This is a genomic window from Nocardia sputi (assembly GCF_023501985.1).
This window is the reverse complement of sequence record NZ_JAMFLC010000001.1, coordinates 114323-140484: the sequence shown is the minus strand read 5'-3', so window position 1 is coordinate 140484 and position 26162 is coordinate 114323. Positions and strand designations below refer to the sequence as shown.

28 protein-coding genes are annotated in these 26162 nt (G+C 69.1%); 24 read left to right on the top strand and 4 right to left on the bottom strand.

Going from position 1 to position 26162, the window contains the following annotated elements:
- The first annotated feature begins 179 nt into the window (after window positions 1-179).
- Together hflX and M8859_RS00700 are read left to right on the top strand one after the other, a co-directional pair.
- The gene (gene hflX, locus M8859_RS00705; RefSeq protein ID WP_195070579.1) at window positions 180-1616 is read left to right on the top strand and encodes a GTPase HflX; all 1437 of its coding nucleotides are present in this window, start codon (window positions 180-182) and stop codon (window positions 1614-1616) included.
- 340 nt (window positions 1617-1956) lie between these two features.
- On the top strand, window positions 1957-2853 hold the full coding sequence (locus tag M8859_RS00700) for a lysophospholipid acyltransferase family protein (RefSeq protein ID WP_159919624.1): 897 nt from the start codon (window positions 1957-1959) through the stop codon (window positions 2851-2853).
- A gap of 342 nt (window positions 2854-3195) precedes the next feature.
- Here M8859_RS00700 and M8859_RS00695 read toward each other — a convergent pair whose 3' ends face one another.
- Window positions 3196-3417 carry a hypothetical protein gene (locus M8859_RS00695; RefSeq protein WP_159989272.1) on the bottom strand — a complete coding sequence of 74 codons (222 nt, stop codon included), beginning with the start codon at window positions 3415-3417 and terminating at the stop codon, window positions 3196-3198.
- Between the two features lie 77 nt (window positions 3418-3494).
- On the opposite strand from M8859_RS00695, the gene M8859_RS00690 reads away from it, so the two are divergent.
- Window positions 3495-4640 (top strand): acyl-CoA dehydrogenase family protein, encoded by a 1146-nt coding sequence (locus M8859_RS00690; protein ID WP_195070511.1) that lies wholly within the window; start codon window positions 3495-3497, stop codon window positions 4638-4640.
- A 76-nt stretch (window positions 4641-4716) separates the two neighbouring features.
- Window positions 4717-5619 (top strand): alpha/beta hydrolase fold domain-containing protein, encoded by a 903-nt coding sequence (locus M8859_RS00685; RefSeq protein ID WP_159919620.1) that lies wholly within the window; start codon window positions 4717-4719, stop codon window positions 5617-5619.
- 10 nt (window positions 5620-5629) lie between these two features.
- Here the strand turns inward: M8859_RS00685 and M8859_RS37160 are convergent, their stop codons facing one another.
- Both M8859_RS37160 and M8859_RS00675 read right to left on the bottom strand, forming a co-directional pair.
- On the bottom strand, window positions 5630-7114 hold the full coding sequence (locus M8859_RS37160; protein ID WP_195070512.1) for a sensor histidine kinase: 1485 nt from the start codon (window positions 7112-7114) through the stop codon (window positions 5630-5632).
- Complete coding sequence (locus tag M8859_RS00675; protein WP_159919618.1) at window positions 7107-7784, bottom strand: response regulator; 678 nt, start codon at window positions 7782-7784, stop codon at window positions 7107-7109. The genes M8859_RS37160 and M8859_RS00675 overlap by 8 nt, the downstream gene beginning before the upstream one ends.
- Before the next feature lie 116 nt (window positions 7785-7900).
- Between M8859_RS00675 and M8859_RS00670 the strand changes: the two genes are divergently transcribed.
- The 19 genes from M8859_RS00670 (at window position 7901) to M8859_RS00585 (ending at window position 24210) form a co-directional block, all read left to right on the top strand.
- Entirely contained in the window at window positions 7901-8275 is a 375-nt protein-coding gene (locus M8859_RS00670; protein ID WP_159919616.1) for a PepSY domain-containing protein, read from the top strand.
- Between the two features lie 236 nt (window positions 8276-8511).
- Window positions 8512-8886, top strand: coding sequence for a hydrogenase maturation nickel metallochaperone HypA/HybF (locus M8859_RS00665; protein WP_159919614.1), 375 nt, complete (start codon window positions 8512-8514; stop codon window positions 8884-8886).
- Window positions 8844-9710, top strand: coding sequence for a hydrogenase nickel incorporation protein HypB (hypB, locus tag M8859_RS00660; protein ID WP_195070513.1), 867 nt, complete (start codon window positions 8844-8846; stop codon window positions 9708-9710). Before M8859_RS00665 ends, hypB begins: the two co-directional genes overlap by 43 nt.
- 95 nt (window positions 9711-9805) lie before the next feature.
- Window positions 9806-10861: an NADH-quinone oxidoreductase subunit B family protein gene (locus tag M8859_RS00655; RefSeq protein WP_159919610.1), complete on the top strand. Its 1056-nt coding sequence runs from the start codon at window positions 9806-9808 to the stop codon at window positions 10859-10861.
- A 10-nt stretch (window positions 10862-10871) separates the two neighbouring features.
- Window positions 10872-12668, top strand: a complete 1797-nt coding sequence (locus M8859_RS00650; protein WP_159919608.1) for a nickel-dependent hydrogenase large subunit — start codon at window positions 10872-10874, stop codon at window positions 12666-12668.
- Between the two features lie 32 nt (window positions 12669-12700).
- A complete protein-coding gene (locus M8859_RS00645; protein ID WP_195070580.1) occupies window positions 12701-13615 on the top strand; it encodes a NifU family protein in 915 nt (304 codons plus the stop codon).
- The gene (locus M8859_RS00640; RefSeq protein ID WP_159919606.1) at window positions 13612-14247 is read left to right on the top strand and encodes a DUF5947 family protein; all 636 of its coding nucleotides are present in this window, start codon (window positions 13612-13614) and stop codon (window positions 14245-14247) included. The genes M8859_RS00645 and M8859_RS00640 overlap by 4 nt, the downstream gene beginning before the upstream one ends.
- Before the next feature lie 5 nt (window positions 14248-14252).
- Window positions 14253-14885, top strand: a complete 633-nt coding sequence (locus tag M8859_RS00635; protein ID WP_195070581.1) for a DUF6084 family protein — start codon at window positions 14253-14255, stop codon at window positions 14883-14885.
- Window positions 14882-16198 carry a hypothetical protein gene (locus M8859_RS00630; RefSeq protein ID WP_159919604.1) on the top strand — a complete coding sequence of 439 codons (1317 nt, stop codon included), beginning with the start codon at window positions 14882-14884 and terminating at the stop codon, window positions 16196-16198. Before M8859_RS00635 ends, M8859_RS00630 begins: the two co-directional genes overlap by 4 nt.
- Window positions 16199-16211: 13 nt before the next feature.
- Complete coding sequence (locus M8859_RS37455; RefSeq protein ID WP_086006670.1) at window positions 16212-16331, top strand: DUF6893 family small protein; 120 nt, start codon at window positions 16212-16214, stop codon at window positions 16329-16331.
- Between the two features lie 22 nt (window positions 16332-16353).
- The gene (locus M8859_RS00625) at window positions 16354-16671 is read left to right on the top strand and encodes a hypothetical protein (protein WP_159919602.1); all 318 of its coding nucleotides are present in this window, start codon (window positions 16354-16356) and stop codon (window positions 16669-16671) included.
- A gap of 13 nt (window positions 16672-16684) precedes the next feature.
- Complete coding sequence (locus M8859_RS00620; protein ID WP_195070514.1) at window positions 16685-17170, top strand: hydrogenase maturation protease; 486 nt, start codon at window positions 16685-16687, stop codon at window positions 17168-17170.
- Window positions 17171-17173: 3 nt separating this feature from the next.
- The gene (locus M8859_RS00615) at window positions 17174-17416 is read left to right on the top strand and encodes a HypC/HybG/HupF family hydrogenase formation chaperone (RefSeq protein WP_159919598.1); all 243 of its coding nucleotides are present in this window, start codon (window positions 17174-17176) and stop codon (window positions 17414-17416) included.
- Window positions 17413-19794 (top strand): carbamoyltransferase HypF, encoded by a 2382-nt coding sequence (locus M8859_RS00610; protein WP_195070515.1) that lies wholly within the window; start codon window positions 17413-17415, stop codon window positions 19792-19794. Before M8859_RS00615 ends, M8859_RS00610 begins: the two co-directional genes overlap by 4 nt.
- A gap of 16 nt (window positions 19795-19810) precedes the next feature.
- Window positions 19811-20137 (top strand): HypC/HybG/HupF family hydrogenase formation chaperone, encoded by a 327-nt coding sequence (locus M8859_RS00605; RefSeq protein ID WP_159919594.1) that lies wholly within the window; start codon window positions 19811-19813, stop codon window positions 20135-20137.
- The gene (hypD, locus tag M8859_RS00600) at window positions 20134-21246 is read left to right on the top strand and encodes a hydrogenase formation protein HypD (RefSeq protein WP_195070516.1); all 1113 of its coding nucleotides are present in this window, start codon (window positions 20134-20136) and stop codon (window positions 21244-21246) included. Before M8859_RS00605 ends, hypD begins: the two co-directional genes overlap by 4 nt.
- Window positions 21239-22315, top strand: coding sequence for a hydrogenase expression/formation protein HypE (hypE, locus tag M8859_RS00595; protein ID WP_249643597.1), 1077 nt, complete (start codon window positions 21239-21241; stop codon window positions 22313-22315). The genes hypD and hypE overlap by 8 nt, the downstream gene beginning before the upstream one ends.
- A gap of 96 nt (window positions 22316-22411) precedes the next feature.
- Window positions 22412-23479, top strand: a complete 1068-nt coding sequence (gene nicT / locus M8859_RS00590; RefSeq protein WP_372492828.1) for a Nickel transporter NicT — start codon at window positions 22412-22414, stop codon at window positions 23477-23479.
- Window positions 23479-24210, top strand: coding sequence for a DUF6390 family protein (locus M8859_RS00585; protein WP_223513037.1), 732 nt, complete (start codon window positions 23479-23481; stop codon window positions 24208-24210). The genes nicT and M8859_RS00585 overlap by 1 nt, the downstream gene beginning before the upstream one ends.
- 79 nt (window positions 24211-24289) lie before the next feature.
- Here the strand turns inward: M8859_RS00585 and lexA are convergent, their stop codons facing one another.
- On the bottom strand, window positions 24290-25018 hold the full coding sequence (lexA, locus tag M8859_RS00580) for a transcriptional repressor LexA (RefSeq protein ID WP_195070517.1): 729 nt from the start codon (window positions 25016-25018) through the stop codon (window positions 24290-24292).
- A gap of 276 nt (window positions 25019-25294) precedes the next feature.
- Here lexA and M8859_RS00575 point away from each other — a divergent pair, with 276 nt between their 5' ends.
- Window positions 25295-25762 (top strand): hypothetical protein, encoded by a 468-nt coding sequence (locus M8859_RS00575; protein WP_159919586.1) that lies wholly within the window; start codon window positions 25295-25297, stop codon window positions 25760-25762.
- Window positions 25763-26162: the final 400 nt, after the last annotated feature.

Below are 26162 nucleotides of genomic sequence, written 5' to 3'. Positions count from 1 at the left end.
CTGCGGTGATGTCGTGGCAGCATGGATAGTGTATGAGAAAGTCAGAGACGTATGAATTCACTCCGGCGGACGCGAACGACAGCGCCGCCGAGTCGGCCGACGACGCTGTGACCGGCGACGACGCTGTGACCGGCGAAGACGCGGCAACCGGCGACGTGGTCGCCGAGCACGCCGCCCGGATGAACCGGTCGGGCTGGTCGGCCGATCCGACCGTGGGTGAGCTGCAGCTGGACGAGCGCAGTTCGCTCCGGCGAGTGGCGGGCCTTTCCACCGAGCTCACCGACATCACCGAGGTCGAGTACCGGCAGCTGCGCCTGGAGCGTGTCGTGCTGGTCGGTGTCTGGACCGCGGGCACGGCGGCGCAGGCAGAGGCGAGCATGGCCGAGCTGGCGGCGCTGGCCGAGACCGCGGGCTCCGAGGTGCTCGAGGCGCTGATCCAGCGCCGCGACCGGCCGGACCCGGCTACCTACATCGGCTCCGGAAAGGCCGAGGAACTGCGTTCGGTCGTGCTGGAGACCGGCGCGGACACCGTCATCTGCGACGGTGAGCTGACTCCGGCGCAGCTGACCGCGCTGGAGAAGGTCGTCAAGGTGAAGGTGGTCGACCGGACCGCGTTGATCCTGGACATCTTCGCCCAGCACGCCACTTCCCGAGAGGGCAAGGCGCAGGTCTCCCTGGCCCAGATGGAGTACATGCTGCCCCGGCTGCGCGGTTGGGGTGAGTCGATGTCCCGGCAGGCCGGTGGTCGCGCGGGCAGCAACGGCGGCGTGGGTCTGCGCGGCCCCGGTGAGACGAAGATCGAAACCGATCGTCGTCGCATCCGCGAGCGCATGGCCAAGCTGCGCCGGGAGATCCGGGAGATGAAGACCGCGCGCGACACCATGCGGGCGCGCCGCAACTCCAGCGGCATCCCGTCCGTCGCGATCGTCGGCTACACCAACGCGGGCAAGTCGAGCCTCATGAACACCCTCACCGGCGCCGGCTTGCTGGTGCAGGACGCACTGTTCGCCACGCTCGATCCGACCACGCGCCGGGCCGAGCTGGACGACGGACGCGAAGTCGTCTTCACCGACACCGTGGGCTTCGTGCGCCACCTGCCGACCCAGTTGGTCGAGGCCTTCCGCTCCACCTTGGAGGAGGTGACCGGCGCCGACCTGCTGCTGCACGTGGTGGACGGCTCCGACGCGCTGCCCGCCGAGCAGATCAAAGCCGTCCGCGAGGTGATCACCGACGTGATCAAGGAATCCGGCACGCCCGCGCCGCCGGAATTGCTCGTGGTGAACAAGACCGACGCGATGGGGCCGACGGAACTCACCAACCTGCGCGCGCTGCTGCCGGACGCGTCGTTTGTCTCCGCGCACGACGGGCAGGGCATCGACGCGCTGCGCGCGCGGCTCGCCGAAATGCTCGGCGGCTTGGACGTGGAGATCAGCGTGCTGCTGCCGTACACGCGCGGTGACCTGCTCGCCCGCATCCACGCCGACGGCCGCATCCTGAGTTCGCACCACGAGGAGGGTGGAACCCGCGTTCGCGCGCGCGTCCCCCATGCCCTGGCCGCCGCCCTGTCGGAGTACGCGCACGCGGGCACGGCAGGCACCGAGGAACCCGGCGAGTAAGGCGCCGGGTAGACGTAGGCGGCGGCGCGCGGGAAAGGCGGGCGCCTGAAGGTTGGTGAGTAAGGCCTCGGGTAGACCCAACCGTCGGCGTGCGGGAAGCAAGCCTCGGTAACACCGCCGGTCCGGTGCGATGTGGGCGTATTCACAGCGCAGCCGCGCGTCGTGGCGGTGTGGCTGCCCCAGCAGGGCGATGACGTGCTGGTTCGCGGCAGGCTTGCCGCAGTGCCGGGCACGCCTACCGAGGGACCGAATCGGGCGTGTCGCGATACCACTCGCACATCCGGTGCGACGCAGTCGATTTCGTTGCGCTATCGTCATCGAATCGACACCAGGAGGGTTCATGTCGGACGCCCGCTCCGATTCCCGCACCCGGCGCTCCGGCGCCGCGAACAGCGCCGATCCGGTGCTCACCGACGGTGCGCCGCTGTCGGTCTCGCTGACCGGCATCGATCTGCGGCTGATCGAGACCCTCCTCGCGCCGCTGCGCGCGTGGACCAGCCCGCGCTTCTACGGTTTGGAGAACATCCCGGCCGACGGGCCGGTGCTGCTGGTCGGTAACCACAACCTGCTCGGCGGCATCGACGCGCCGATGCTGTTGCCCGAGGTGTTGCGCCGCCGCGGCCGCCTGATCCGCGGTCTCGCCGAGAACGTGCTGATGAATCTCCCCGGTCTGCGTCACCTGTTGCACCACTACGGCACGGTGCGCGGGACCCGGTCCAATTGCCTGGCCCTGCTCCGGCGCGGCGAGGCGGTGATGGTCTTCCCCGGCGGCGGTCGTGAGGCGGTCCGTCGCAAGAACGAGAAGTACCTGCTGAAATGGGAGGGTCGCAGTGGGTTCGCGCGCATGGCCATCGAGGCGGGCGCGCCCATCGTCCCGGTCGCGATGATCGGCGTCGACGACGCCTACGACATCGTGGTCGACGGCGACCACCCGATTCTGCGTCCCTTGCGGTGGACCGTGGAGGCCCTCGGGCTCAGTCGCGACCTCACCCCGCCGCTCATTCGCGGCATCGGCCCCACCGTCATCCCGCGTCCGGAGCGTTTCTACTTCTCCGCGGGCGCGCCCATCGATCCGGCGCCCTGGCGCACCGCCGACGACATGCACGCCGCCGCGACGGAATTCCGCGACGTGGTGCGCAAGGCGCTGGAGGAGGAGATGAACTTCCTCTTCACCGAACGGGCGCGCGACGAAGGCCGTACCTTGGTGGGCCGTTTACGCGGCTGGCTGAAACGCTGACGGGCGCGCACTCCCAAGTTGGTGACGCCCTCTCTTCAGTGACCGATTTCGGCAGCCATCGGCTGTAAATGGCGTTCGACCAGCGGCTCTGGTCGGTGGATCCTCGATTGGTGATCGCGCGGGATGCTCCCGGCCCTACCAGGCCGCCGTGCCGCGTCAATGCCGAATTCGGCGACCGAGTGGCGGGCGGCCTCGATGCGCTGGAGTGCGCCCGGACGAGGCCGAGGTACAAAGCCGTCTCAGGCGGCGTCGGCAGGACTGGCCGCTGTCCGCAGCGATCGTGCGCGGTCGGGCGCAGACCCTCCGCTGGTTGCCCGACCGTGTTCTGTGTATCTCGAAGAATCAGCGCGCCCGAATACTCGACGGTGCCGTGTGCGCGCAGACGACCGTCCGGGAGACCGTCGACAGCGGCCCGGCCAGGCCCACGACCGCCGAATCGGCGTACCGGACTCGTTGGCCGGTCGCGCCGGAGCTCTCGACCGTTTGCCGGGAATCTCGCCTGCGGATCTCGCCCCCTGCCGCCGGTCCAGGTGAGACCATGATTCCGGCCCCAGAAGTGAACACAGATTCTCCTTCCGGGTACGGTATGAGGCAACGACTGGTCGGTGTGGACCGGCCGGTGTGGTCACTAGGAGGTTGGCGTGGAACGCACACTGTTCGAACCCGAACACGATCTGTTCCGGGAGTCGTTCCGCAAGTTTCTCGATCAGCACGTCGCGCCGAACCACGCGAAGTGGGAGGAGCAGGGCATCGTCGACCGGGAGGTCTGGCTCGAGGCGGGCAAACAGGGCTTCCTCGGCATGGCCATGCCGGAGGAGTACGGCGGCGGCGGGGTGAAGGACTTCCGTTACAACGCCATCGTCTCCGAGGAGTCCGTCCGCGGCCAGTACTCCGGTCTCGGCTTCACGCTGCACAACGATGTGATCGCCCCTTACCTGCTCGAGCTGGCCGACGACGAGCAGAAGCAGCGCTGGTTGCCCGGCTTCTGCTCCGGCGAGATCATCACCGCGATCGCCATGACCGAACCGGGCACCGGGTCGGACCTGCAGGGCATCAAGACCCGCGCGGTACGCGACGGGGACGATTGGATCCTCAACGGCGCCAAGACCTTCATCACCAACGGCATCAACTCCGACATCGTGATCGTGGTGGCGCAGACCGACCCGGAGAAGGGGGCGATGGGCTTCAGCCTGCTCGTGGTCGAGCGCGGCATGCCCGGCTTCGAGCGCGGCCGCAACCTGGACAAGCTCGGCCTCAAAGCCCAGGACACCGCCGAGCTGAGCTTCAACGACGTGCGCGTGCCAGGAAAGAACCTGCTCGGCGCCGAGGGGATGGGCTTCATCCACCTCATGCACAACCTGCCGCAGGAACGGCTGTCGATCGCCGTCATGGCCGCGGCGGCGATGGAGTCCTGCCTGGACATGACCGTCCAGTACGTCCGCGACCGCAAGGCGTTCGGCAAGCCGATCGGCGCACTGCAGAACACCCGTTTCGTGCTCGCCGAACTGGCCACCAAGACCACCGCGGTGCGCCTGATGGTCGACAAGTTCATCGAACTGCTCAACGAGGGCAAGCTGACCGCCGAGGACGCGGCCATGGCCAAATGGTGGAGCACCGAGGAGCAGCTCGACCTGATCAACCGCTGCCTGCAATTGCACGGCGGATACGGCTATATGAAGGAATATCCGATCGCGAAGGCCTACATGGACGCGCGTATCCAGACCATCTACGGCGGCACCACCGAGATCATGAAGGAGATCATCGGGCGCAGCCTGAAACTCTCCTGACCGCAGCGGTTCACTGCGGCACAATCGCCTCCCGAGGACTCGACGGCCGTCGATCGTCCGGAGTGGAGGTGCTGCGATGCCGAGCTTGGCCAACCAGGTCGTGCGGGGATATCTGAAGGCGACACGCGCCAATCGCGTATTCGTCGATGCCGACGCGGCGCACGAGCGAATCCTCGAGCTGAGCGTCCGGCCCCGCAACTACGGTCCGCCGCGCCGGCTGCGTGCGGATGTGGCGATCGAGGTGGACCGTCGCGGCGGCTGGCCGGTTTACACCCTGACTCCGCCTGGTCGCCGGGTCCGGGGAAACGTCGTGTACGCGCACGGTGGCGGCTGGGTGCACGAGATCGCACCGCAGCACTGGGCACTGTGCGCGGCCGTCGCCGCGGAAGCCGGCGCGGCCGTGACGGTCGCGATATACCCGCTGATTCCGTTCGGGACGGCCGCGCAAGTCGTCCAGGGCTTCGTAGAACTGGTGCTGGCCAACCGGGAAACATACGGGAACGTCTGCCTGGCGGGCGATTCGGCCGGTGGGCAGATCGCCCTTTCGTCCGCGCTGGTGCTGCGCGACGACCATGGGGTGCGTCTGCCCGGCACCCTGTTGATCGCACCCGCCCTCGATCTCTCGCTGACCAATCCCGAGATCGAGGTCGTGCAGCCGCGCGACCCGTGGCTGGGCGTCCCGGGAACGCGGGTGCTCATCGAGCACTGGCGCGGAGATCTCGAGATCGCCGACCCTCGGGTCAGCCCGCTCGTCGCCGACCTGCGCGGCCTGGGGCCGCTGACGGTGTTCTGCGGCACCGACGACATCCTGCACCCGGACAGTTGTCTGCTGGTCGACGCCGCGCGCGGCGCCGGAGTCGCGGTCGACTACCACGAGGGTCGAGGGCTGCCGCATGTCTATCCGCTGACTCCGACGCCCGAGGGCCGGGCCGCGCGTGGGGTCATCATCGAAAGGATACGAAGCGCGCTCGCCGAGTAAACGAGGACGATCACCCACCGCCTGCGGGCAGCGTCACCACGAAGTGGGCGCCGCTGGACGCGCCATCGGTGACGCGGATGGTGCCCGCGTGGCGTTCGACGACGTCGCGGACGATGGCCAAGCCTAGACCCGCGCCACCTTCGTCACGGGTGCGCGCGTCGTCCAAGCGGACGAATCGCTGGAATATTCGGTCGCGGTCGGCGTGCGGCACCCCCGGGCCGTCGTCGGTGACCGACAGCACGACTCGCCCTTCGTCGTCGCGGTCCACCGCGACGCGCACGATGCTCGCGGCATGCCGCTGGGCGTTGTCGACGAGGTTGCCCAAGACGCGGGCGAGCTGCGTCCGGCTCCCGGTCACCGCCACGGCCTGCTCCGGTACCGCGATCTCCACCGAGACCCGGTCGCCGACACGGTGCTCGAGTTCCTCGCGTACCAGGGCGGTCACGTCCACGCGATCCGAACGCGGCTGCTCGCCCGCGTCGAGCCGGGCCAAGAGCAGCAAGTCGGCCGCGAGATGTTCCAGCCGGATGGTGTCGCCGATCAATCCGTCCAGTTCCAGCAGGCTGGGGTGGGCCTGGGCGACTTCGAGCTGAGTGCGCAAGCTCGCGATGGGGCTGCGCAATTCGTGTGCGGCGTCGGCGATGAACCGGCGCTGGCGCTCCGCGGATTCCTCCAGCGCGGCCAGCGTGGCGTTGGTGGTGCTCGCCAGCCTGGCGATCTCGTCGCGGGAGCCCGGTTCGGGCACACGCCGGGAGAGATCGCCGTCCATGATCTCGGCGAGCTGGCTGCGGATCGCCTCCACCGGGCGCAGGGCGCGCCGGGTCACCAGCCAGGTCACCAGGGCCACCACGGCCAGCAGCGGCGTGACGCCGATCAGCATCGCCAGGCGTGCGTCCGCCACCGCGCTGTCGGCGGTCTCGAGGGACGAGCCCGCGTAGACGGTGGCGGGCTGTCCGCCCGGGAGGGTCACCGGGAGCGCGGCCACCCGGAACGGGTGCGGCCCGTCTTCCGGGTCCACCGTCAGCCGTACGTCGCCGAATTCGGCCTCGGCGGCCGCGGGTGTGGCGGGGCCGGCGGACGGAGGGGCGCTTTCGTCGTCGTCTTCTTCCTCCTCCTCTTCGTCGTCGTCCTCGTCCTCGTCACCTTCGTCGTCGGGAGCTTTCGCGTACGGACCGAAATCGGCCATCGGTGGTTTCCCCGCGAGGTCGTCGGGCGCGGCCAGAACGCGGCGGTCGATCGAAACGATCTGCACCGGTTGGTTCTCGGCGTCGGGAAACGTCAACCGGCCGAGATCGGCGCCCGCCGCGAGCTCGGTCACCATGTCGCGCGCGGTGGTCTCCGCCTGTAATTCGGCGCTCTCGATCAGGTTGTGGCGCAACACCGCGAGCACCGCGAGACCGGCCACCGTGAGCGCCACCGCGACCACCGCCGTCGCCGCCACCGTGGTGCGCGCGCGGACCGAACGCCACCAGGCGCGCCCCTTCCGCTCAGTCACGATCGGCTGCCAGCCGGTAGCCCGCGCCGCGGACGGTGGTGATCGATCGGCGCCCGAACGGCGCGTCGATCTTGCGGCGCAACGTGCTGATATAGACCTCGACGATGTTCGGATCACCGTCGTAGGCGAAATCCCAGACATGTTGCAGGATATCGGATTTCGACACCACCTCCCCGGCCCGGACGGCTAAGTGCTCGAGCACGGCGAACTCTTTGGCGGTCAGCGTCACCTCCTGCACGCCCCGGCGGCAGGTGCGGGTGGCGGGGTCCACGATCAGGTCGCCGACGCGCAGAACCCGTGCGCCGCCACGTGTTCGGCGGCGCAGCAACGCCCGAATGCGGGCCAGCAGCACCAGGTAGGAGAACGGCTTGCTGAGATAGTCGTCGGCTCCGGTATCCAGGCCCTCGGCCTCGTCGTACTCGCCGTCCTTCGCAGTCAGCATGAGCACCGGTGTCTCGTGGCCCGCGGCGCGCAGCGCGGCACAGACTCGGTAGCCGTTCATGCCGGGCAGCATGATGTCCAGAATGATCAGGTCGTAGTCGGTGGTGGTCGCCAGGTGCAGGCCCTCGGCGCCGTCGTGCACCACATCCACGGCAAATCCCTCGGCCGACAACCCTTTTGCCAGCGTGAGAGCCAAACGTTTCTCGTCCTCAACGATCAGCAGACGCATCCGACAAGAGTGGCAGACGAATGCTGAAACGATCTTCAGGTGGCTTCAGCTCGCCTTCAGCTCCGGTTCGTCACAGTGGGAGCCATCGAGATCAACACTCCCGCAGGAGGTTCTAGATGACAACCGTACTCCGCCGTGCTTACGCCGGTCTTCGCTGGCTGATGGTCGGCACGGCCGTCGCGGCCGCCGTCGTAGGTCTGAGTGCCGTCCTGGCCGCGGTCGCCACGGGTGGTCCGGACGATCACACCGTCTCCTTCCAGTCCTCCGCGGCTGACTGGTCGCTGGTGGCCGACACCGGGATCAGCAGGCAGCAGGCGATCGACAAGGCGGTGCAAGCCGTGCCCGGCGGGCGGGTCGTATCCGCCGAACTCGACACCGACCGCGGCAAGCCGGTCTGGGAGGTGGAGCTCACCACGCCGCAGGGGGTCGAGCACGACGTGACGATCGACGCAGGCAGCGGCGAGGTGCTCGCCGACGTCGACCACGACTGACCTGCTCGCGCGGTCTATCGGCTGCCGACGTGTCGGGTCGGTGCGCGGGTGTTTGCTATCGGGCGGCCGGGATCCGGAGGGAGATCCCGGCCGCAGCTGTGCTTGCGTCACAACTCGGGTCGGCGCACCGGGTAGGAGCCCCACGAACGCGTTCGCCGAGCATCGGAGATTTCCACCTCCCGAAGGTTTGCCCGGGAGTAGCCTCAAGGTTGTCCGCTCGAGGAATCGAGGTCGCGATGCACGAGATGGCCATCACCCAGGGCGTCATCGACGCCGTCTGTGAGCACGCGGCGGGGCGGCGGGTCCACTCCGTCACCGTCGAGGTCGGAGCGCTGTGCGCCGTCGTCCCCGATGCGATGCGGTTCTGTTTCGAAATCGCGGCCGAGTCGACGGTCGCCGAGGGCGCGGAACTGGTCCTGGTGGAGATTCCGGGCGTCGCGGCGTGCCGGACCTGTGGAGCCGAGTTCCGGTTGCCGGACCCGATCCTGCTGTGTACCTGCGGCAGCGCCGATGTCGAGATCCGCTCGGGGCGCGAGCTGCGTATCCGATCCATGGAGGTGAGTGAGGCATGTGCGCAACCTGCGGGTGTGGCGACGACGCCGCCGCGCTGATTCGCGTCCCACACGACCACCAGCACGCCGACGGGCGCGACCATGCCCACGCGGCGGAACATCAGCACGCGCACGAACATCAGCACCCCCACGAGCATTCCCACGGCCAGGGCGCCGACCACGTCCACGTGCCCGCCACCGAGACGGTCACGCTGGAACTGAAGGTTCTCGCCAAGAACGACGAACTGGCGCAGCGCAACCGGTCCTGGCTGGCCGAGCGTGACATCGTCGCGCTCAATATGACCAGCTCGCCGGGGGCGGGGAAGACCAGCTTGCTCGAACGCACCATCCTGGAGTCCGGACAGACCCCGATCGCGGTGATCGAGGGCGACCAGGCGACATTGCTCGACGCCGAACGGATCGAGGCCACCGGGTGCCGTGTCGTACAGGTCAACACCGGCGCGGGCTGTCACTTGGACGCCGAGATGATCTACCGCGCGCTGGACACGCTCGATCCCGCGCCGGGCACGCTGCTGTTCGTCGAGAACGTCGGCAACCTGGTCTGCCCGGCGCTGTTCGACCTGGGCGAGGGGGAGAAGGTCGTCGTCATCTCGGTGACCGAGGGGACCGACAAACCGTTGAAGTATCCGCACATGTTCCAGGCGGCGGGGCTGGTGCTGGTGAACAAGACCGACCTGCTGCCGTACGTCGATTTCGATTTGGACCGATGCCGGGAGTACATCCACTCGATACACCCCGGCGTCGAGGTCCTACCGCTGTCTGTGACCAGCGGTGCAGGCCTGTCGCGTTGGTACGACTGGCTGGCCGCGCGGCGTCGCCCGGCCGGTTCGGCGGCTGCGGAGAAAGCCGCTGGACGAGCTTGATATATTGGAGTGATCAGGATCACATTCGCGGGTGACCCCTTCTTCGAGAAAGGTGAGATTCGGCCCCCGGTGGTCCGCTGCGGAAGGTGGCACACATGCCCACGCAGGAAGCAATACGAGCCGAAGAGACGCTGATCCACGTTCTCTGGATCAACGCGGGACTCAGCTGTGACGGTGACTCGGTCGCCTTGACGGCGGCCACGCAGCCGAGCATCGAAGAGATCGCCCTCGGCTCACTCCCGGGTCTGCCGAAGATCGCCGTGCACTGGCCGCTCATCGACTTCGAGTGCGGCCCCAACGGCGGCGCCGACGATTTCCTGGAGTGGTTCTTCAAGGCCGACCGCGGGGAACTCGAACCGTTCGTGCTGGTGGTCGAGGGCTCGATTCCGAACGAGCAACTCAAGGAAGAGGGCTACTGGTGCGGGTTCGGCAACAATCCCGCCACCGGCCAGCCCATGACGACCAGCGAGTGGCTGGACCGCCTCGCGCCGAAGGCCACGGCCATCGTGGCGGCGGGCACCTGCGCGACCTACGGCGGCATCCACGCCATGGCAGGCAATCCGACAGGTGCGATGGGTGTGCCGGACTATCTCGGCTGGACCTGGAAGAGCAAAGCGGGCATTCCGATCGTCTGCGTTCCCGGCTGCCCGATTCAGCCGGACAACCTCTCCGAGACGCTCACCTACCTGCTCTACATGGCGACCGGACAGGCGCCGATGATCCCGCTCGACGACGCGCTGCGGCCCAAGTGGCTGTTCGGGGCGACCGTGCACGAGGGTTGCGACCGCGCGGGCTACTACGAGCAGGGTGAGTTCGCCACCGAGTACGGCTCGCCGAAATGCATCGTGAAACTGGGCTGCTGGGGGCCGGTGGTCAAGTGCAACGTCCCCAAGCGTGGCTGGATCAACGGCTTGGGCGGGTGCCCGAACGTCGGCGGCATCTGTATCGGCTGCACCATGCCGGGCTTCCCGGACAAGTTCATGCCGTTCATGGACGAACCGCCCGGCGGAAAGCTCTCGTCCAGCGCATCGGGGCTCTACGGATCGGTGATCCGCAGCCTCCGTCACATCACCGGACGCACGGTCGACAAGGAGCCGCACTGGCGGCACCGGGGGCGGAAGCTGGAGACCGGCGCGACCCGCACTTGGTAGGAGATCTCTGATGACCCAGATCATCCCGGAGCCGTCGCACCGAACGATCGAGCCGAACCGTCTCGTGGAGATGGCGTGGGACCCGATCACTCGCATCGTCGGCAGCCTCGGCATCTACACGAAGATCGACTTCGACAATCGGGAAGTGGTCGAGTGCCACAGCACCTCGTCCATCTTCCGCGGTTACTCGATCTTCATGAAGGGCAAGGATCCGCGCGACGCGCACTTCATCACCAGCCGCATCTGCGGCATCTGCGGCGACAACCACGCCACCTGTTCCTGCTACTGCCAGAACATGGCCTACGGCGTGCGCCCGCCGCACCTCGGCGAATGGATCGTCAACCTCGGCGAGGCCGCCGAGTACATGTTCGACCACAACATCTTCCAGGAGAACCTGGTCGGCGTGGACTACTGCGAGAAGATGGTCTCCGAGACCAACCCGGGCGTGCTGGCCAGGGCCGAGAACACCGAAGCGCCGCACGCGGGCGACCACGGGTATCGCACGATCGCCGACATCATGCGGGCGCTCAACCCGTTCACCGGTGAGTTCTACCGGGAGGCACTGCAGGTCAGCCGCATCACCCGCGAGATGTTCTGCCTGATGGAAGGCAGGCACGTCCATCCCTCCACGCTGTATCCCGGCGGGCCGGGCACGGTCGCGACGATCCAGCTGATGACCGATTACCTGTCGCGGCTGATGCGCTACGTGGAGTTCATGAAGAAGGTCGTGCCGATGCACGACGACTTGTTCGACTTCTTCTACGAAGCGATGCCCGGCTACGAGAAGGTCGGTCTGCGGCGCACGCTGCTGGGTTGCTGGGGCTCGTTCCAGGACCCGGAGGTCTGCAACTTCGAGTACAAGGACATGGAGGACTGGGGCCGCAAGATGTTCGTCACTCCGGGCGTCGTGGTCGACGGCAAACTGCTGACCACCTCCTTGGTCGACATCAACCTGGGCCTGCGGATCCTGCTGGGCAGTTCGTACTACGAGGACTGGACCGATCAGGAGATGTTCGTTCCGACCGATCCGCTGGGCAATCCGGTGGACCGGCGCCATCCCTGGAACCAGCACACCAACCCCCGGCCGCAGAAGCGCGACCTGGACGAGAAGTACAGCTGGGTGATGTCGCCGCGGTGGTTCGACGGCACCGACCACCTCGCTCTGGACACCGGCGGCGGCCCGCTGGCCCGGCTGTGGGCGACGGCGCTGGCCAACCTGATCGACATCGGGTACGTGAAGTCGACCGGCAACAGCGTGCAGATCAACCTGCCCAAGACCGCGCTCAAAGGCCCGGTCACGCTGGAGTGGAAGATCCCCGTGCACGGCAGCAACACCCTCGAGCGCAACCGCGCGCGCACTTATTTCCAGGCGTACGCGGCGGCCTGCGCGCTGCACTTCGCGGAGAAGGCGATGGCCGAGATCCGCGCAGGCCACACGAAGACCTGGGAGAAGTTCGAGGTCCCCGACGAGGGCATCGGTTGCGGCTTCACCGAGGCGGTACGCGGCGTGCTGTCGCATCACATGGTGATCCGGGACGGCAAGATCGCCAACTACCACCCGTATCCGCCGACGCCGTGGAACGCCAGCCCGCGCGACAGCTTCGGTACGCCGGGACCCTACGAGGACGCGGTGCAGGGGCAGCCGATCTTCGAGGAGAACGACCGCGAGCACTTCAAGGGCATCGACATCATGCGCACGGTGCGCAGTTTCGATCCGTGCCTGCCGTGCGGCGTGCACATGTATCTCGGCAAGGGCAAGACGCTGGAGAAACTGCATTCACCGACGCAGACGCTCACCCCCGAGTGAGTCCGCGTCGGGCGAAACGACCGGAGGTGACGGTGGAGGATCGCCCGGACGACCAGGACGACGTCACGCGCGGTGAATCCCGGTGGCGCGAAGCCGGTGATCGCATCGAGACCTTGCTGGAGGCGAGTTCGGCGGGCGGTGCGCTCGCCCGCGAGCGCGCCGAGCAATTGGTGCGCGAGCTCGTCGAACTCTACGGCGCGGGATTGACCCGCGTGGTCGGACTGCTCGACGCGGAAGCGGTCGAGCGGCTGGCTCGCGACGATCTGGTCGCGAGCCTGCTGCTCGTGCACGGCCTGCATCCGCACGACGTGGACACCCGCGTACGGGCCGCGCTGGACAGCGTGCGCCCCTACCTCGGTTCGCACGGCGGCGACGTCCACCTGGTCGACATCGTCGACGGCGTGGTCCGCTTGGAACTGGCGGGCAGTTGCAAGAGCTGTCCGTCCTCGTCGGTGACGCTCGAACTGGCCGTCGAGGACGCCGTGCGGGCGGCGGCGCCGGAAATCGAGTCCATCGAAGTCGTCGCGACGCAGCCGGAGTCGGCGGGGGTGATCTCCGCCGACTCGTTGTTCTCCCGTGTGCACGCCGACACCCGGCGGTCCGGCAGCTGGGTCGCGGTCCCCGAACTGGCCGAGCTGAGTGCGGGCGAGGTGGGTGGGTTCGCCGTCGCCGGGCTGACCGTGCTGGCCTGCCGGGTGGGCGAGGAGTTGTACGCCTACCGGGACCACTGCCCGAACTGTGACCGCTCCCTGGCGGGTGCGGTGCTGGAGCGCCGCGTGGGATTCCCGGTCGGTGACGCGGTGCTGCGGTGCCCGACCTGCCGGGCGCACTACGACATGGTGCACGCGGGCGCCCGGGTCGACGGCGACGGGCACCTCGAACCGTTGCCGGTGCTCGTGCGTTCGGGCGAACTCTCGGTGGCGGTACCGGTGGGGGTGGGCGGGTGAGCACACCGTTCCGTGCGCTACAGCGGATCGCCGCCGATCGCGGGCCCGCCGCCCGGCCCGGCGAGCGATGCGAGATGTGCGCGGAGCCGATCGCCGAGGAGCACCAGCACGTCGTGAACGTCGAAGGCAGGCAGCTGATGTGCGTGTGCCGCAGCTGCTATCTGCTGTTCGTCGACCAGAACGCCGCGCTGCGTTATCGTGCCGTGCCGGATCGGTATCTCGCGTTCCCCGACTTCACGATCAGCCAGGCCGAATGGGACGCGCTGGAGATTCCGGTGAGCCTGGCGTTCTTCTTCCGCAATTCCGCACTGGGCCGGACGGTGGCGTTCTATCCCGGGCCCGCGGGCGCGACGGAATCGGAATTGTCCCTGGAGCAATGGCAGTCCATCCTCCAACGGCATCCCGAGTTGGACGTGCTCGCGCCCGACGTGGAGGCGCTGCTCATCCGGGTGCCCGATCGCAGTACCGAGCGGGCGGCCTGCCTGCTGCTGCCCATCGACGCCTGTTACGAGTTCGTCGGCCGGATGCGGCTGCTGTGGCGCGGTTTCGACGGCGGCCAGGATGTGCGGCGGTACCTCGAGCAGTTCTTCGCCGAAGCGTCGGCTCGCGCGAAATCCGGTGGTGCGCCGTGAGTCCGGTGTACTCGACGACCTTCGCCGTGCTCGAGATGAAACCCGAGCCGTACGCGGTCGCGCCGATTCTGTCCGCACGCGTCGGCATCGCCGCGCTCGCTGAGGAACCCGTGCACGCCATCGCCCTGCGCGCGCAGGTGCGCATCGAGCCGTTCCGCCGCGGTTACTCCGACGAAGAGGGCGCGGGGTTGACCGATCTGTTCGGCCCGCGCGAGCGGTGGCACGAGACCCAGCGTTCGTTCCTCTGGATGCACTGCGCCACCATGGTTCCGAGTTTCAGCGGCGGCGCCGAAGTGGATCTGCCGATGCCGTGCACCTATGACTTCGAGGTGACCGGATCGAAGTACCTGCACGCGTTGCGCGACGGTGTGGTGCCGCTGCTGTTCCTCTTCAGCGGGACGGTCTTCATCCGGGGCAGCACGGGATTCGCCATTCAGCAGATCCCGTGGGACCGCGAGGACAAGTTCGACATGCCGGTGTCGGTGTGGCAGGACCTGATGGCCGCGCATTACCCCAATTCCGGGTGGGTGCGGCTGCACAAGGACACCCTGCAGGCGCTCGCCGCTTACAAATCCGGCCACGGCCTGGTCGGCTTCGACGACGCGGTGACCCGGCTGCTGACCGAGGTGACGCCGTGACGACCGCCGAAGCCCGCGCCCGCGCTCGTGCCGTCGCCGACGCGGTGCTGTACGAGGGCTACCTGCTCTACCCCTATCGGGCCGACGCGCGCAAGAACCAGTCGCGATGGCAGTTCGGTGTGCTGGGGCCGGAAGGAGCCGCCGCCGCGGGGCTCGGTGAGGAGTCGACGCTGTCGGCGCAATGCCTGCTCGACGCGGGCCCGAACCCGGAGATCACCCTCATCGTCCGGTTCCTCCAGCTCCAGCGCCGCCAAGTGGTGAACACGGACGGTGTGCCCGTCGCCGAACTGTCCGATGGCGAGCGGTCGTGGCTGTCCTGGGACGAGGCGGTCGAGCAGGAGGTCGTCGTCGGGCCGGTCCCGCCCGGCGCGCTCGTCCGGCCGCTGGACATTCCGGGCGGCACCGACACCGAGGAGATCGGCCCGGCGCAGGGTGTGCTCGTGCGGACCCGGCTGCCGTTGGCGGGCGAACTCACGCTCGCGGCCGATCGCGACGACGGCTACCTGCGGCTGACGGTCGGGCTGCGCAACGTGGGCGCACCCGCCACCGACAAGCGCGACGCCATCGCCCGGTCGCTGATCGGCGCGCACGTCATCGCGGAGGTCACCGGCGGTGAGTTCGTTTCGCTGCTGGAGCCGCCGCCCGGCGCGGCTGCCGCGGCCGCCCGCTGCGACCGGTATCGGTGCTTCCCGGTACTCGCGGGCCCGCCCGGCGAGTACAGCATGCTGCTGATCTCGCCGATCATTCTCTACGACCACCCGGAGATCGCCGAGCAGAGCGAAGGCGCGCTGTTCGACTCCACCGAGATCGATGAAATCCTCACGCTGCGCGTGCTCACGATGACCGACGCGGAGAAGGCGCAGGCGCGGGCCACCGACCCGCGCGCGGCCGAGATCATCGACCGTTGCGAAGCGATGTCACCGGAGTCCATGCGGCAGTTGCACGGGGTGCTGCGCGACCCGCACCCCGATCGCGCACGGTTGATCCCGGAGATCCCCGAGGGCGTCGATTGGTGGGACCCGCTTGCCGACGGAGCCGTTCGCCCGGACTTCGACGCGGTCCCGGTCGCGGGCGTGCTGGTAGGCAAGGGCAGCCGGGTCCGGCTGCATCCGTCGCGGCGCGCCGACGCCCAGGACCTGTTCTTCGACGGACAGTGCGCCCGCGTCGTCTCGGTCCACGAGGACGTGGACGGACAGGCGCACGTCGGGGTCGTGCTGGAGGACGACCCAGCGGCCGAGCTGCACGAATGGTACGGCCGCTACCTGTATTTCGCGCCCGACGAACTGGAGCCGCTCGACGGCCCCGAGAAGTGAAAGGAAGTCCGCTATGGAAACCGTGGGAGTGGTCTCGACGACTGTCGTCGCCGTGCTGGTCGCGGCGGGGTTGTATCTCGGCGTGCGGTCGATACCGGATCTGCGGCGCTACCTGAAGATCCGGCACATGTAGCGGTCGACCGGAAAGGAGCATCATGGGTGAGCATCGCGAAGAGCCGCAATCGGCACGTGGCGCGCCTGGTTCGCGCGACGCCGGCGCCGACGTCGCGGCCGGAGGACCGGCGCAACGGGAGCCGGGCGACATCGGTCACGAGGAGATGACCTCCGCGCACACCGAAGACGTCAAGAAGCAGACCGAGTTCACGTCGCAACCCCCGCCCGGCACCGAATCGGCGGCACCGCCCTACGACGAGCGCAAGCAGGCCGCCAACGCCCCGGACGAGACAGCGACCGGGAAGGTGGACGACGCGCGGGTGGGCGGCGCGACGACGCCGACCGAGGAGAAGGGGTGAATCGACGGCCGCGGTGCTGATCGCCGGGATCGGCAACATCTTCCTCGGCGACGACGGATTCGGTCCCGAGGTGGTGCGGCGGCTGCCGCACCACCCCGACCCGGGTGTGCGCACGGTGGACTACGGCATCCGCGGCATGCACCTCGCCTACGACCTGCTCGACCCCTGGGACGCGCTGGTGCTGGTCGACGCCGTGCCCGACCGCGGCGCACCCGGCCGGGTCGAGGTGTTCCGCGCCGTGCCGGAGGACGCGGGCGCCGCGCATCTCGACGCACACGCGATGAGCCCGGACGCCGTCTTCGCCGGGGTACGCGCGCTGGGTGGGGCGCTGCCGCCCACCGTGGTGATCGGCTGCCAGGTCGCGTGCGTGGACGAAGGCATCGGCCTGTCCGCGCCGGTCGCCGCGGCGGTGGACGAAGCGGTCGCCGCCGTCGGCGCCGTGCTCGCCGAGCTGCTTTCCAGTAGTGCCCCGCCGGTTACCGCGCGACAGGAGGACTGACCGATGTGTCTGGGCATCCCGGGACGGGTGATGGCGATCCCCGACGGCTACCACGACCAGATCGCGCTGGTCGACGTGTCCGGTGAGCAGCGCAAGGTGAACATCGGCCTGCTCGACGACGATCCGGCGCGACCAGGGGACTGGGTGATCATCCACATGGGCTTCGCGGTGGAGAAGACCGACGAGGCGGGTGCGGCGGCCGCGCTGGACGGGCTGCGATTGCTGCAACGCGGGGACCAGCCATGACCACCGAGCGGCTGCGACGGCGGCTCTTGGTGCGCGGCGTGGTCCAAGGCGTCGGGTTCCGCCCGTTCGTCTACACCACCGCCGCCGAACTGGCGCTGTCCGGCAGCGTGAGCAACGACAGCAGCGGAGTCGTCATCGAAGTCGAGGGCGCGCAGGCGGATCTCGAAGAGTTCGCCGAGCGGCTGCGGCTGCGGCCGCCCCCGCTGGCGGTGGTCGAATCGGTCGAGCAGGCCGACATCCCGGTGCGTGGCGGCACCGGATTCCACATCGCGGGCACCACGCGCGACGGCGGCGGCCGCACGCTGGCCTCACCCGACGTCGCGATCTGCGCCGATTGCGAGCGCGAATTGCGCGACCCGGCGGATCGGCGCTATCGCCATCCGTTCGTCAACTGCACCAACTGCGGGCCGCGTTTCACCATCATCGCGAGCCTGCCCTACGACCGCGAGCGCACGTCGATGTCCGACTTCGCCATGTGCGACCGGTGCGCACGGGAGTACGCCGACCCCGCCGACCGGCGCTTCCACGCGCAGCCCATCGCCTGCCCCGACTGCGGTCCCACGCTCACGTATACGGGGCCGGGAGCCGGTGAGCCGCTGACGGCCGCGCGGCGACTGCTGCGCGAGGGCGGCATCCTGGCGGTCAAGGGCATCGGCGGATACCACCTCGCGTGCGACGCCACGAACGAGTCGGCCCTCGCGGAGTTGCGCAGGCGCAAACGCCGCGGCGACAAGCCTTTCGCCGTGATGGTGCCGGATCTCGCCACGGCACAGGCCGTAGTCGTCGTCGACAGCGCCGCCAAGACGCTGCTGACCAGCCCGGCTCGCCCGATAGTGTTGCTCGCGCGCCGGTCCGCGCCGGGAGAATCCCGTCCGGTCCTCGGTGCTGCGAGGACGACCGCTCGAGCGGGCGAAGAAGCGGCGATCGCCGTGCCCGGAGTCGGCGCTGCTCAGCCGCACCGTTACCCGATCCCGGCTCCGTCGGTGGCGCCCGGCAACCCGGATCTGGGCGTCATGCTCGCCTACACTCCGCTGCACCTGCTGCTGTTCGGCCTACCCGGCGACCCGCCCGGGCCGCAGGTGCTGGTGATGACTTCGGGCAATCTCGGTGGCGAGCCGATCTGCTATCAAGACGACGATGCCCGCGCCCGCCTCGCCGGGCTCGCCGACGGCTGGCTGTCGCACGACCGGCGCATCCTGGTGCCCTGCGACGACTCGGTGGTGCGTTCGCTGGACGGCCGGGAACTGCCCGTCCGGCGCTCGCGCGGTTACGCGCCCCTGCCCCTGCTGCTGCCCGTGCCACTGCCGCCGACCCTCGCGGTCGGCGCGGACCTCAAGAACACCTGCGCGATGGCGGAGGGCCGCTACGCCTGGCTGAGCCAGCACATCGGCGACATGGACGACCTGGCGACGCTGCGTTCCTTCGACGCCGCCCAGCGGCACCTCGGAGAACTCACCGGGGTACGCCCGGTCCAGTTCGTCGCCGACGCACACCCGGGCTATCGCTCCACCGCATGGGCGCGCAGGCACGCCGGGGAGCGAACCGTGTACACCGTCCAGCACCACCACGCCCACATCGCCGCCGTCATGGGCGAGCACGGACTCGGCCCCACCGAGCAGGTGGTCGGCATAGCCTTCGACGGCACCGGGTTCGGGCCGGACGGCGCGGTGTGGGGCGGCGAGGTGCTGCTGGCGGGCTACAAGGGCTACCGCCGCCTGGCCCACCTGAAGTACGTCCCGCTGGCGGGCGGCGATCTCGCGGTGCGCAGGCCCTACCGCATGGCGCTGGCGCACCTGCGAGCGGCAGGCATCGAGTGGGCCGAGGACATCCCCGCGGTCGCGGCCTGCCCGCCCGCCGAGCGATCGGTGCTGGCCCACCAGTTCCGGACCGGATTGGGCTGCGCGCCGACGTCGAGCATGGGCCGGTTGTTCGACGCGGTGTCCTCGCTGTGCGGCGTGCGGCACGTCGTCGACTACGAAGCCCAGGCGGCGATCGAGTTGGAGGGGTTGTCGCGCACCGGCGCGGAGGGCGCCGTCGCATACCGGTTCCCGGTGGACGACGGCGATCCCGCCGTGATCGATCCCGCGCCGGTGCTGGCGGCCGTGGTCGCCGACATTCGCGCGGGCGCGCCCGCACAGGTGGTCGGCGCGCGGTTCCACGCCGCCCTGGCCCGGTTGGTGCTCGATCTCGCGGCTCGCTACGCCGCCGCGTCGACGGCCGTCGCCCTGTCCGGCGGCGTCTTCCAGAACGCCCTGCTACTCGCGCGGTCGTGTGCGCTGCTGCGCGACAACGGGTTCACCGTGATCACCCACCGCCGGCTGCCACCCAACGACGGTGGCCTCGCGTTCGGGCAACTCCTCGCGTGCAGCGAGGGATGAGCGAAGGAGAGCAACGATGTGTCTTGCGGTACCAGGCAAAGTGCTCAGCCTGCACGAGCGGGACGGCACGTTGATGTCGGTCGTCGACTTCGGCGGCCTGCACAAGGACGTGTGCCTGCAATACATCCCGGACGCGGCGGTCGGTGACTACGTCGTGGTCCACGTCGGCTTCGCGATCCAGCGGTTGGACGAGGAGTCCGCGTTGCGGACCCTGGCCGAGTTCGAGCACCTCGGCGTACTGAACGAGGAATTCGGCGACGGCTTCGAGATCGCCGCCAAGCAGGCGGGTGTGGACAACCCCGCCGCCGAACCACCACGTGAGCAACCGGAGGCGACGTCATGAAGTACCTGGACGAATTCAGCAACCCCGAGCTGGCCCAGCACCTGCTCGATCGGATCCGCAGCGCGACCAGCCGCCGCTGGGCGATCATGGAAGTCTGCGGCGGGCAGACCCATTCGATCATCCGCCACGGCATAGACCAGCTGCTGCCCGACCAGATCGAGATGATCCACGGTCCCGGTTGCCCGGTCTGCGTCACCCCGCTCGAGGTGATCGACAAAGCGCTGGAGATCGCCGCGCAGCCGGGCGTGATCTTCTGCTCGTTCGGCGACATGCTGCGCGTGCCCGGCAGCTCCAAGGACCTGTTCCGGGTAAAGAGCGAAGGCGGTGACGTCCGGGTGGTGTACTCGCCGCTGGACGCGCTCAACCTGGCCAGGGAGAATCCCGACCGCGAAGTCGTCTTCTTCGGCATCGGGTTCGAGACGACCGCCCCGGCCAACGCCATGACGGTGTATCAAGCGAAACGGCTCGGCATCCGGAATTTCTCGCTGCTGGTCTCACACGTGCTGGTCCCGCCCGCGATCGCCGCGATCATGGAGTCGCCGACCTGCCGGGTCCAGGGCTTCCTGGCGGCAGGGCACGTCTGCACCGTGATGGGCACCGAAGAGTATCCGCCGCTGGCCGAGCAGTACCGGGTGCCGATGGTGGTCACCGGATTCGAGCCACTGGACATCCTGGAAGGTATCCGCCGCACCGTGCTGCAACTGGAGTCGGGCAGGCACGAAGTGGAGAACGCCTACCCCCGGGCGGTGGCCGCGGCGGGCAACCCCGCCGCGAAAGCCATGCTGCAGGACGTCTTCGAGGTCACCGACCGGGCCTGGCGCGGCATCGGCGTGATCCCGCGCAGCGGCTGGCGGCTGTCGGACCGCTATCGCGAGTTCGACGCCGAACACCGCTTCGCCGTGGGCGACCTGCACACCGCCGAGTCGTCCGTCTGCCGCTCCGGCGAGGTGCTGCAAGGGTTGATCAAACCGAACGAGTGCGCCGCCTTCGGCAAGGAGTGCACGCCGCGTAACCCGTTGGGCGCCACCATGGTGTCCTCGGAAGGCGCGTGCGCCGCCTACTACCTGTACCGGCGTCTCGACCTGCCCGCGGAGGTGGCACATGCGTGAGGACGGCGCCGCCTCCCCGACGATCGATATGGAGGGCTGGGTCTGCCCGATGCCGCTGCGGGATTCGCCGAATATCGTGATGGGTCACGGCGGCGGCGGCGCGATGTCCGGCGAGCTCATCGAGCATCTGTTCCTGCCCGCGTTCGGCCCGGCCGCGAGCGCGGACCTGGCCGACTCCGCGGTGGTCACGCTCGATGGCGCGCGACTGGCATTCTCTACCGATTCGTTCGTCGTAAAGCCGATAGTGTTCCCCGGCGGCACGATCGGTGAGCTCGCGGTCAACGGCACGGTGAACGATCTGGCCATGTCCGGTGCGCGTCCGATGGTGCTGTCCACCGCGTTCATCCTCGAGGAGGGCACCGCGCTGGCCGACATCGCGCGCATCGCGCAGGCGGTCGGCACCGCCGCGCTGGCGGCGGAAGTCCGGCTGGTCACCGGGGACACCAAGGTCGTCGACGCCGGGCACGGCGACGGTATCTACATCAACACCGCCGGAATCGGTGTGGTGGCCCCCGAGGTGGACATCCGGCCGCAACGGGCGGCGCTGGGCGACGTCGTGCTGGTCAGCGGCGACATCGGCGTGCACGGTGTGGCGGTGCTCAGCTGCCGCGAGGGACTGGAGTTCGGCACCACCGTGCTCAGCGACACCGCGCCGCTGCACGGATTGGTCGCGGCGATGCTGGCGACCGGCGCGGACGTGCACGTGTTGCGCGATCCCACCCGCGGCGGCGTCGCGGCCTCGCTCAACGAGATCGCGCGCGCCGCGAAGGTCGGTGTGTCGCTGGACGAGCGCCAGCTCCCGGTGCCCGACGGCGTGCGCGACGCGTGCGGCCTGCTCGGGTTGGACCCCATGTACGTGGCCAACGAGGGCAAGTTGCTGGCGTTCGTCCCGCCGGAGGACGCCGACCGCGTGCTGGCGGCGATGCGGGAGCACCCGCTGGGCGCGCAGGCCGCGGCGATCGGCCGATGCGTCGCCGAACATCCCGGCATGGTGGTGGCTCGCACGGCGCTCGGCGGAACGCGCGTGGTGGATCTGCCCGCGGGTGAGCAACTGCCGCGAATCTGCTGACGCGGTCCGCGAATCGGTCCGCAGCTGGAAGGCGAGGTGTGCGTCATCGTCCGGATCGCCGATACCGCCGCGCCGCCGCGCGGCTTGCCGGCCCGCCTGGACGGGCGGCAGAGACGCGGCGTCGCGGGGATGGCGTCGGTCGTCGTCGCGCTGCACGTCCTCGGGTGGTCGGCGCTGCTGCTGGTGGTGGTGCCCGGCGGGTACGTCGTGGACGGTGCGGTGTTCGGCGTCGGCCTCGGCGTCACCGCCTACACACTCGGCATGCGGCACGCGTTCGACGCCGACCACATCGCCGCGATCGACAACACCACCCGCAAGCTGGTCGCGGACGGGCGCAAGCCGCTGTCGGTCGGGTTCTGGTTCTCCCTCGGGCACTCCACCATCGTTTTCGTCCTCGTCGCGCTGCTGGCGTTCGGCGTCAAGGCGCTGGCCGGGAACCTGCGCGACGACGACTCCGGGCTGCACCGATGGACCGGTGTTCTCGGCACCGGCATCTCGGGGAGCTTCCTGCTCGCCATTGGCCTGTTGAATCTGGTCTCGCTGATCGGGATCTGGCGAGTGTTCCGCGGGATGCGTCGCGGGACATACGACGAGGCCGAGTTGCGGCAGAAGTTGAACGACCGGGGCGCCCTGCAGCGGGTGATCGGACCGCTTACCCGGGCGGTGCGCGCGCCGTGGCAGATGTACCCGGTCGGGCTGCTGTTCGGCCTCGGCTTCGACACCGTCACCGAGGTCGGCCTACTGGTGATCGCGGGCGGCGCGGCGGCGACCGACCTGCCGTGGTACGCGATTCTCGTCCTGCCCGTGCTGTTCTCGGCGGGGATGACGCTCTTCGACGCCCTCGACGGGGCGTTCATGAACTACGCCTACGGGTGGGCGTTCGCGGGGCCGTTGCGCACCGTGTACTACAACATCGTCGTCACGGGCCTGTCGGTCGCCGTGGCCCTGTTGATCGGAGCGCAGGAGATGATCTCGTTGCTGACCGCCGAACTCGGCATCGCCGACGGTCCGTTGGCATGGGTCGGCGGATTGGACCTCGGCGCCATGGGATTCCTCATCGTCGGGCTGTTCGTGCTCACCTGGGCGGTGGCGGTCGCGGTGTGGCGTTTCGGCCGGCTGGAGCAGCGGTGGTCGCCCGGGCCCGTCGGTGAAAGGCCCTGCTGATGACCGGCAGCGGCGCGGAGATGTTCGCCCGGTACGCCTACGCGCCCAATCGGCTCGGCTACTGCGGTCCGCCCGACGCGGCCGCCCTGCGGGACGGCTCGGAAGACCAGGTGCGCGCGGTGGCGCGCCGTTTCACCGGGGCGTGGCCCTACCTGCGCGTGATGGCGCGGATGACCGGGATCGCCGATCCACTCGACCGCCGCCTCGTCGAGTCCTATTGGCTGGGCGGCGGAGTGGGCGCGGAACTGGACGCAGGCGAGTTCACCGCCGAACTGCTGGCACTGCTCGGCCCCGTCGCCGGTGGATACTGGACGTACTTGACCCCGGAGCTGGCCGAGGAGGCCGCGGCCAATCACTGCTTCCACGTTTTCGGCGTATACCCGTGGTCGCGGCTGTTGCGGCACGGCAACGATCATCCCTTGCGCGTGCTCGACAGCTGCCGGATCACCTGGGGGACCGTGCTGGACCGTACCGGCGCACAGGTCGTGCTGCGCTACCGCGAACTCGACTGGGACGGAGAGCGTCTCGCGCTCTCGGCGGAAACGTCTCGAGCCGTTCCGATCCACGTGGACGGGTATGCGGCGGTGCCGGATGTCGCGGTGGGGGAGCGGGTCGCGGTCCATTGGGGGCGGCTGTGCGGCCGCTTGGACGACGCCCAGGTGAGCGCTCTGGCGGCGGGTACGGCGCGCCAGCTCGAGCTCACCAACCGACGGCTGGCCGCACGACGATGAGGCTCGCGGCCGGGCACCGGAACACGCGACGGCCGCGCGAGTTACCGCGCGGCCGTGGCACTGTCGCCCTTTCGGACCGTCAGATCTTGCGGATGACGGTGACGACCTTGCCCAGGATCTGGGCGTCGTTGCCGGGGATCGGCTCGAAGACCGGGTTGTGCGGCATCAGCCAGACGTCTCGGCCGGTGCGTTTGAAGGTCTTCACCGTGGCCTCGCCATCGATCATCGCCGCGACGATGTCGCCGTTGTCGGCGACGTTCTGCTGCCGCACGACCACCCAGTCGCCGTCGCAGATCGCCGCGTCGATCATCGATTGGCCGACGACCTTCAGCAGGAACAGGGAACCGTCGCCGACCAGTTCGCGTGGCAGCGGGAACACGTCCTCGACCGCTTGTTCGGCCAGGATCGGGCCACCGGCGGCGATGCGGCCGAGCACGGGGACGAACGTGGGAACGGGCCGTTCGACGTCCACGGTGACATCGCCGTCGTCCACGGCCGCGACCGGCAGGCTGGTCACCGACCGCACCACCTCGTCCAGACCACGGACGTCGACGGCGCGGGGCCGGTTCGGGTCGCGGCGCAGATAGCCCTTGCGCTCCAGGGCGCGCAGCTGATGGGCGACCGACGAGGTGGACGTGAGGCCGACGGCGTCGCCGATCTCCCGGATGCTCGGCGGGTAGCCGCGCTCGCTCACCGAGGTGCGGATCACCTCCAGCACTCTGCGTTGACGCACGGTGAGATCCGCCCCGCTACCCGCCGCGTCGGCGCCGCTTTCGGTCGCGTCTCCCGTGTCGTCCGTCTGCCTCACCGCAACCGCCCTTTCCTGCTGTGCCCGGCCGGTTCGTGCCCGGCATGTGTCCTCGTGGCCTGTCGTGTCTTCGGTTCTTCGAATCTAGTCCGGTCGCGCGCCGGGATCAAACATCTGTTCGACGCATGTCGGGTGTTCCTGCTGACTTTGTCGTCCGGGCGTGGTAGAAATCGAACACCAGTTCTTCGAACATGTGAGCGAATGACTACGGAACATGTGTTCGACTACGAGTCCGGCTCGAACGGCGACGGAGCACCCACCACGGAGGTTTGTCCGATGAGCACTGCGATCAGCGATACCACTCCATCCACCGATGCGACGGGCGCCGAACTCGATCGCCGCGTCATCGATCTCGACCCCGCGCGCGACGATCTCGGATACGAGTCCGTCCAGCGGTTGCTCCGCGGCGCCGCCCGCGCACGGGCGCTGACGCCCGCGTATCGGTCCGCGGTCGATCGGCGCCCGCCCGGCGCGCGGCCCGGTGGCGGCATGGTCGACTACGACCGGGCGCCACGAATTTCCGCGCCACGGCGAGGCTGTGGCGACCATCCGATGCGCCGGGTCGAACAGGCGCAGATCGGCTTCGCGGTGCTCGCCGTCGCCGCGCTGCTCACCGCCCTCGTGGTGGTGGGGTTCATCGCCTTGGCGCACGTGCGGGCGGGCGACTGGAGTGAGGGCCAGGGCGCTTCGGTCCCGGCGGCGGTGGAGGGCTCGGGTATGCCGGGCGGTGGGAATCCCCGCTGAGGAAAGGAAGTCCGGCCTCCCGCGAGACGCGATGGGCCTGCACACCGGTGACCTGGCGCCCGCCACATCGATATGGGAGCCGACTCCGTCGTCGCCCAGGCCGCCCTCGGCGAGGCGTTCCGCGACTGACTCGCCCGTGGTCGCCTCGCCGCCTGGTGGCCGGGCTTACGGGCGCGGACCTGACCGGCCTGGCGGATCGCCGGATGAGGAAGCCGACAGCCGGGGTGAGTGCGACGATCCGGGAACCCGGACGGGTATCCTCGAAGTGTTATGCAGGTGTTCCGCGTGTCGCACGAGGAACACCTGGTGCCGGGGTATAGACCTCTGTACACGGGCTCGCCGGGCCGATCGCCGCGATCGGCGCCCGGTCCGGACGCGAGCACGCGCATCGACGAAGGAT

What these genes read in the sequence shown, in the direction of transcription:
- hflX (WP_195070579.1), top strand. Translation starts at nt 180, where the DNA reads ATGAACCGGTCGGGCTGGTCGGCCGATCCGACCGTGGGTGAGCTGCAG.
- hypB (WP_195070513.1), top strand. Translation starts at nt 8,844, where the DNA reads ATGTGCGCAACCTGCGGGTGTGGCGACGACGCCGCCGCGCTGATTCGC.
- M8859_RS00615 (WP_159919598.1), top strand. Translation starts at nt 17,174, where the DNA reads ATGTGTCTGGGCATCCCGGGACGGGTGATGGCGATCCCCGACGGCTAC.
- M8859_RS00675 (WP_159919618.1), bottom strand. Translation starts at nt 7,784, where the DNA reads ATGCGTCTGCTGATCGTTGAGGACGAGAAACGTTTGGCTCTCACGCTG.
- hypD (WP_195070516.1), top strand. Translation starts at nt 20,134, where the DNA reads ATGAAGTACCTGGACGAATTCAGCAACCCCGAGCTGGCCCAGCACCTG.
- M8859_RS00605 (WP_159919594.1), top strand. Translation starts at nt 19,811, where the DNA reads ATGTGTCTTGCGGTACCAGGCAAAGTGCTCAGCCTGCACGAGCGGGAC.
- M8859_RS00655 (WP_159919610.1), top strand. Translation starts at nt 9,806, where the DNA reads ATGCCCACGCAGGAAGCAATACGAGCCGAAGAGACGCTGATCCACGTT.
- M8859_RS00670 (WP_159919616.1), top strand. Translation starts at nt 7,901, where the DNA reads ATGACAACCGTACTCCGCCGTGCTTACGCCGGTCTTCGCTGGCTGATG.
- M8859_RS00610 (WP_195070515.1), top strand. Translation starts at nt 17,413, where the DNA reads ATGACCACCGAGCGGCTGCGACGGCGGCTCTTGGTGCGCGGCGTGGTC.
- M8859_RS00650 (WP_159919608.1), top strand. Translation starts at nt 10,872, where the DNA reads ATGACCCAGATCATCCCGGAGCCGTCGCACCGAACGATCGAGCCGAAC.
- M8859_RS00585 (WP_223513037.1), top strand. Translation starts at nt 23,479, where the DNA reads ATGACCGGCAGCGGCGCGGAGATGTTCGCCCGGTACGCCTACGCGCCC.
- M8859_RS37455 (WP_086006670.1), top strand. Translation starts at nt 16,212, where the DNA reads ATGGAAACCGTGGGAGTGGTCTCGACGACTGTCGTCGCCGTGCTGGTC.
- hypE (WP_249643597.1), top strand. Translation starts at nt 21,239, where the DNA reads ATGCGTGAGGACGGCGCCGCCTCCCCGACGATCGATATGGAGGGCTGG.
- M8859_RS00700 (WP_159919624.1), top strand. Translation starts at nt 1,957, where the DNA reads ATGTCGGACGCCCGCTCCGATTCCCGCACCCGGCGCTCCGGCGCCGCG.
- M8859_RS00625 (WP_159919602.1), top strand. Translation starts at nt 16,354, where the DNA reads ATGGGTGAGCATCGCGAAGAGCCGCAATCGGCACGTGGCGCGCCTGGT.
- M8859_RS00685 (WP_159919620.1), top strand. Translation starts at nt 4,717, where the DNA reads ATGCCGAGCTTGGCCAACCAGGTCGTGCGGGGATATCTGAAGGCGACA.
- M8859_RS00575 (WP_159919586.1), top strand. Translation starts at nt 25,295, where the DNA reads ATGAGCACTGCGATCAGCGATACCACTCCATCCACCGATGCGACGGGC.
- M8859_RS00665 (WP_159919614.1), top strand. Translation starts at nt 8,512, where the DNA reads ATGCACGAGATGGCCATCACCCAGGGCGTCATCGACGCCGTCTGTGAG.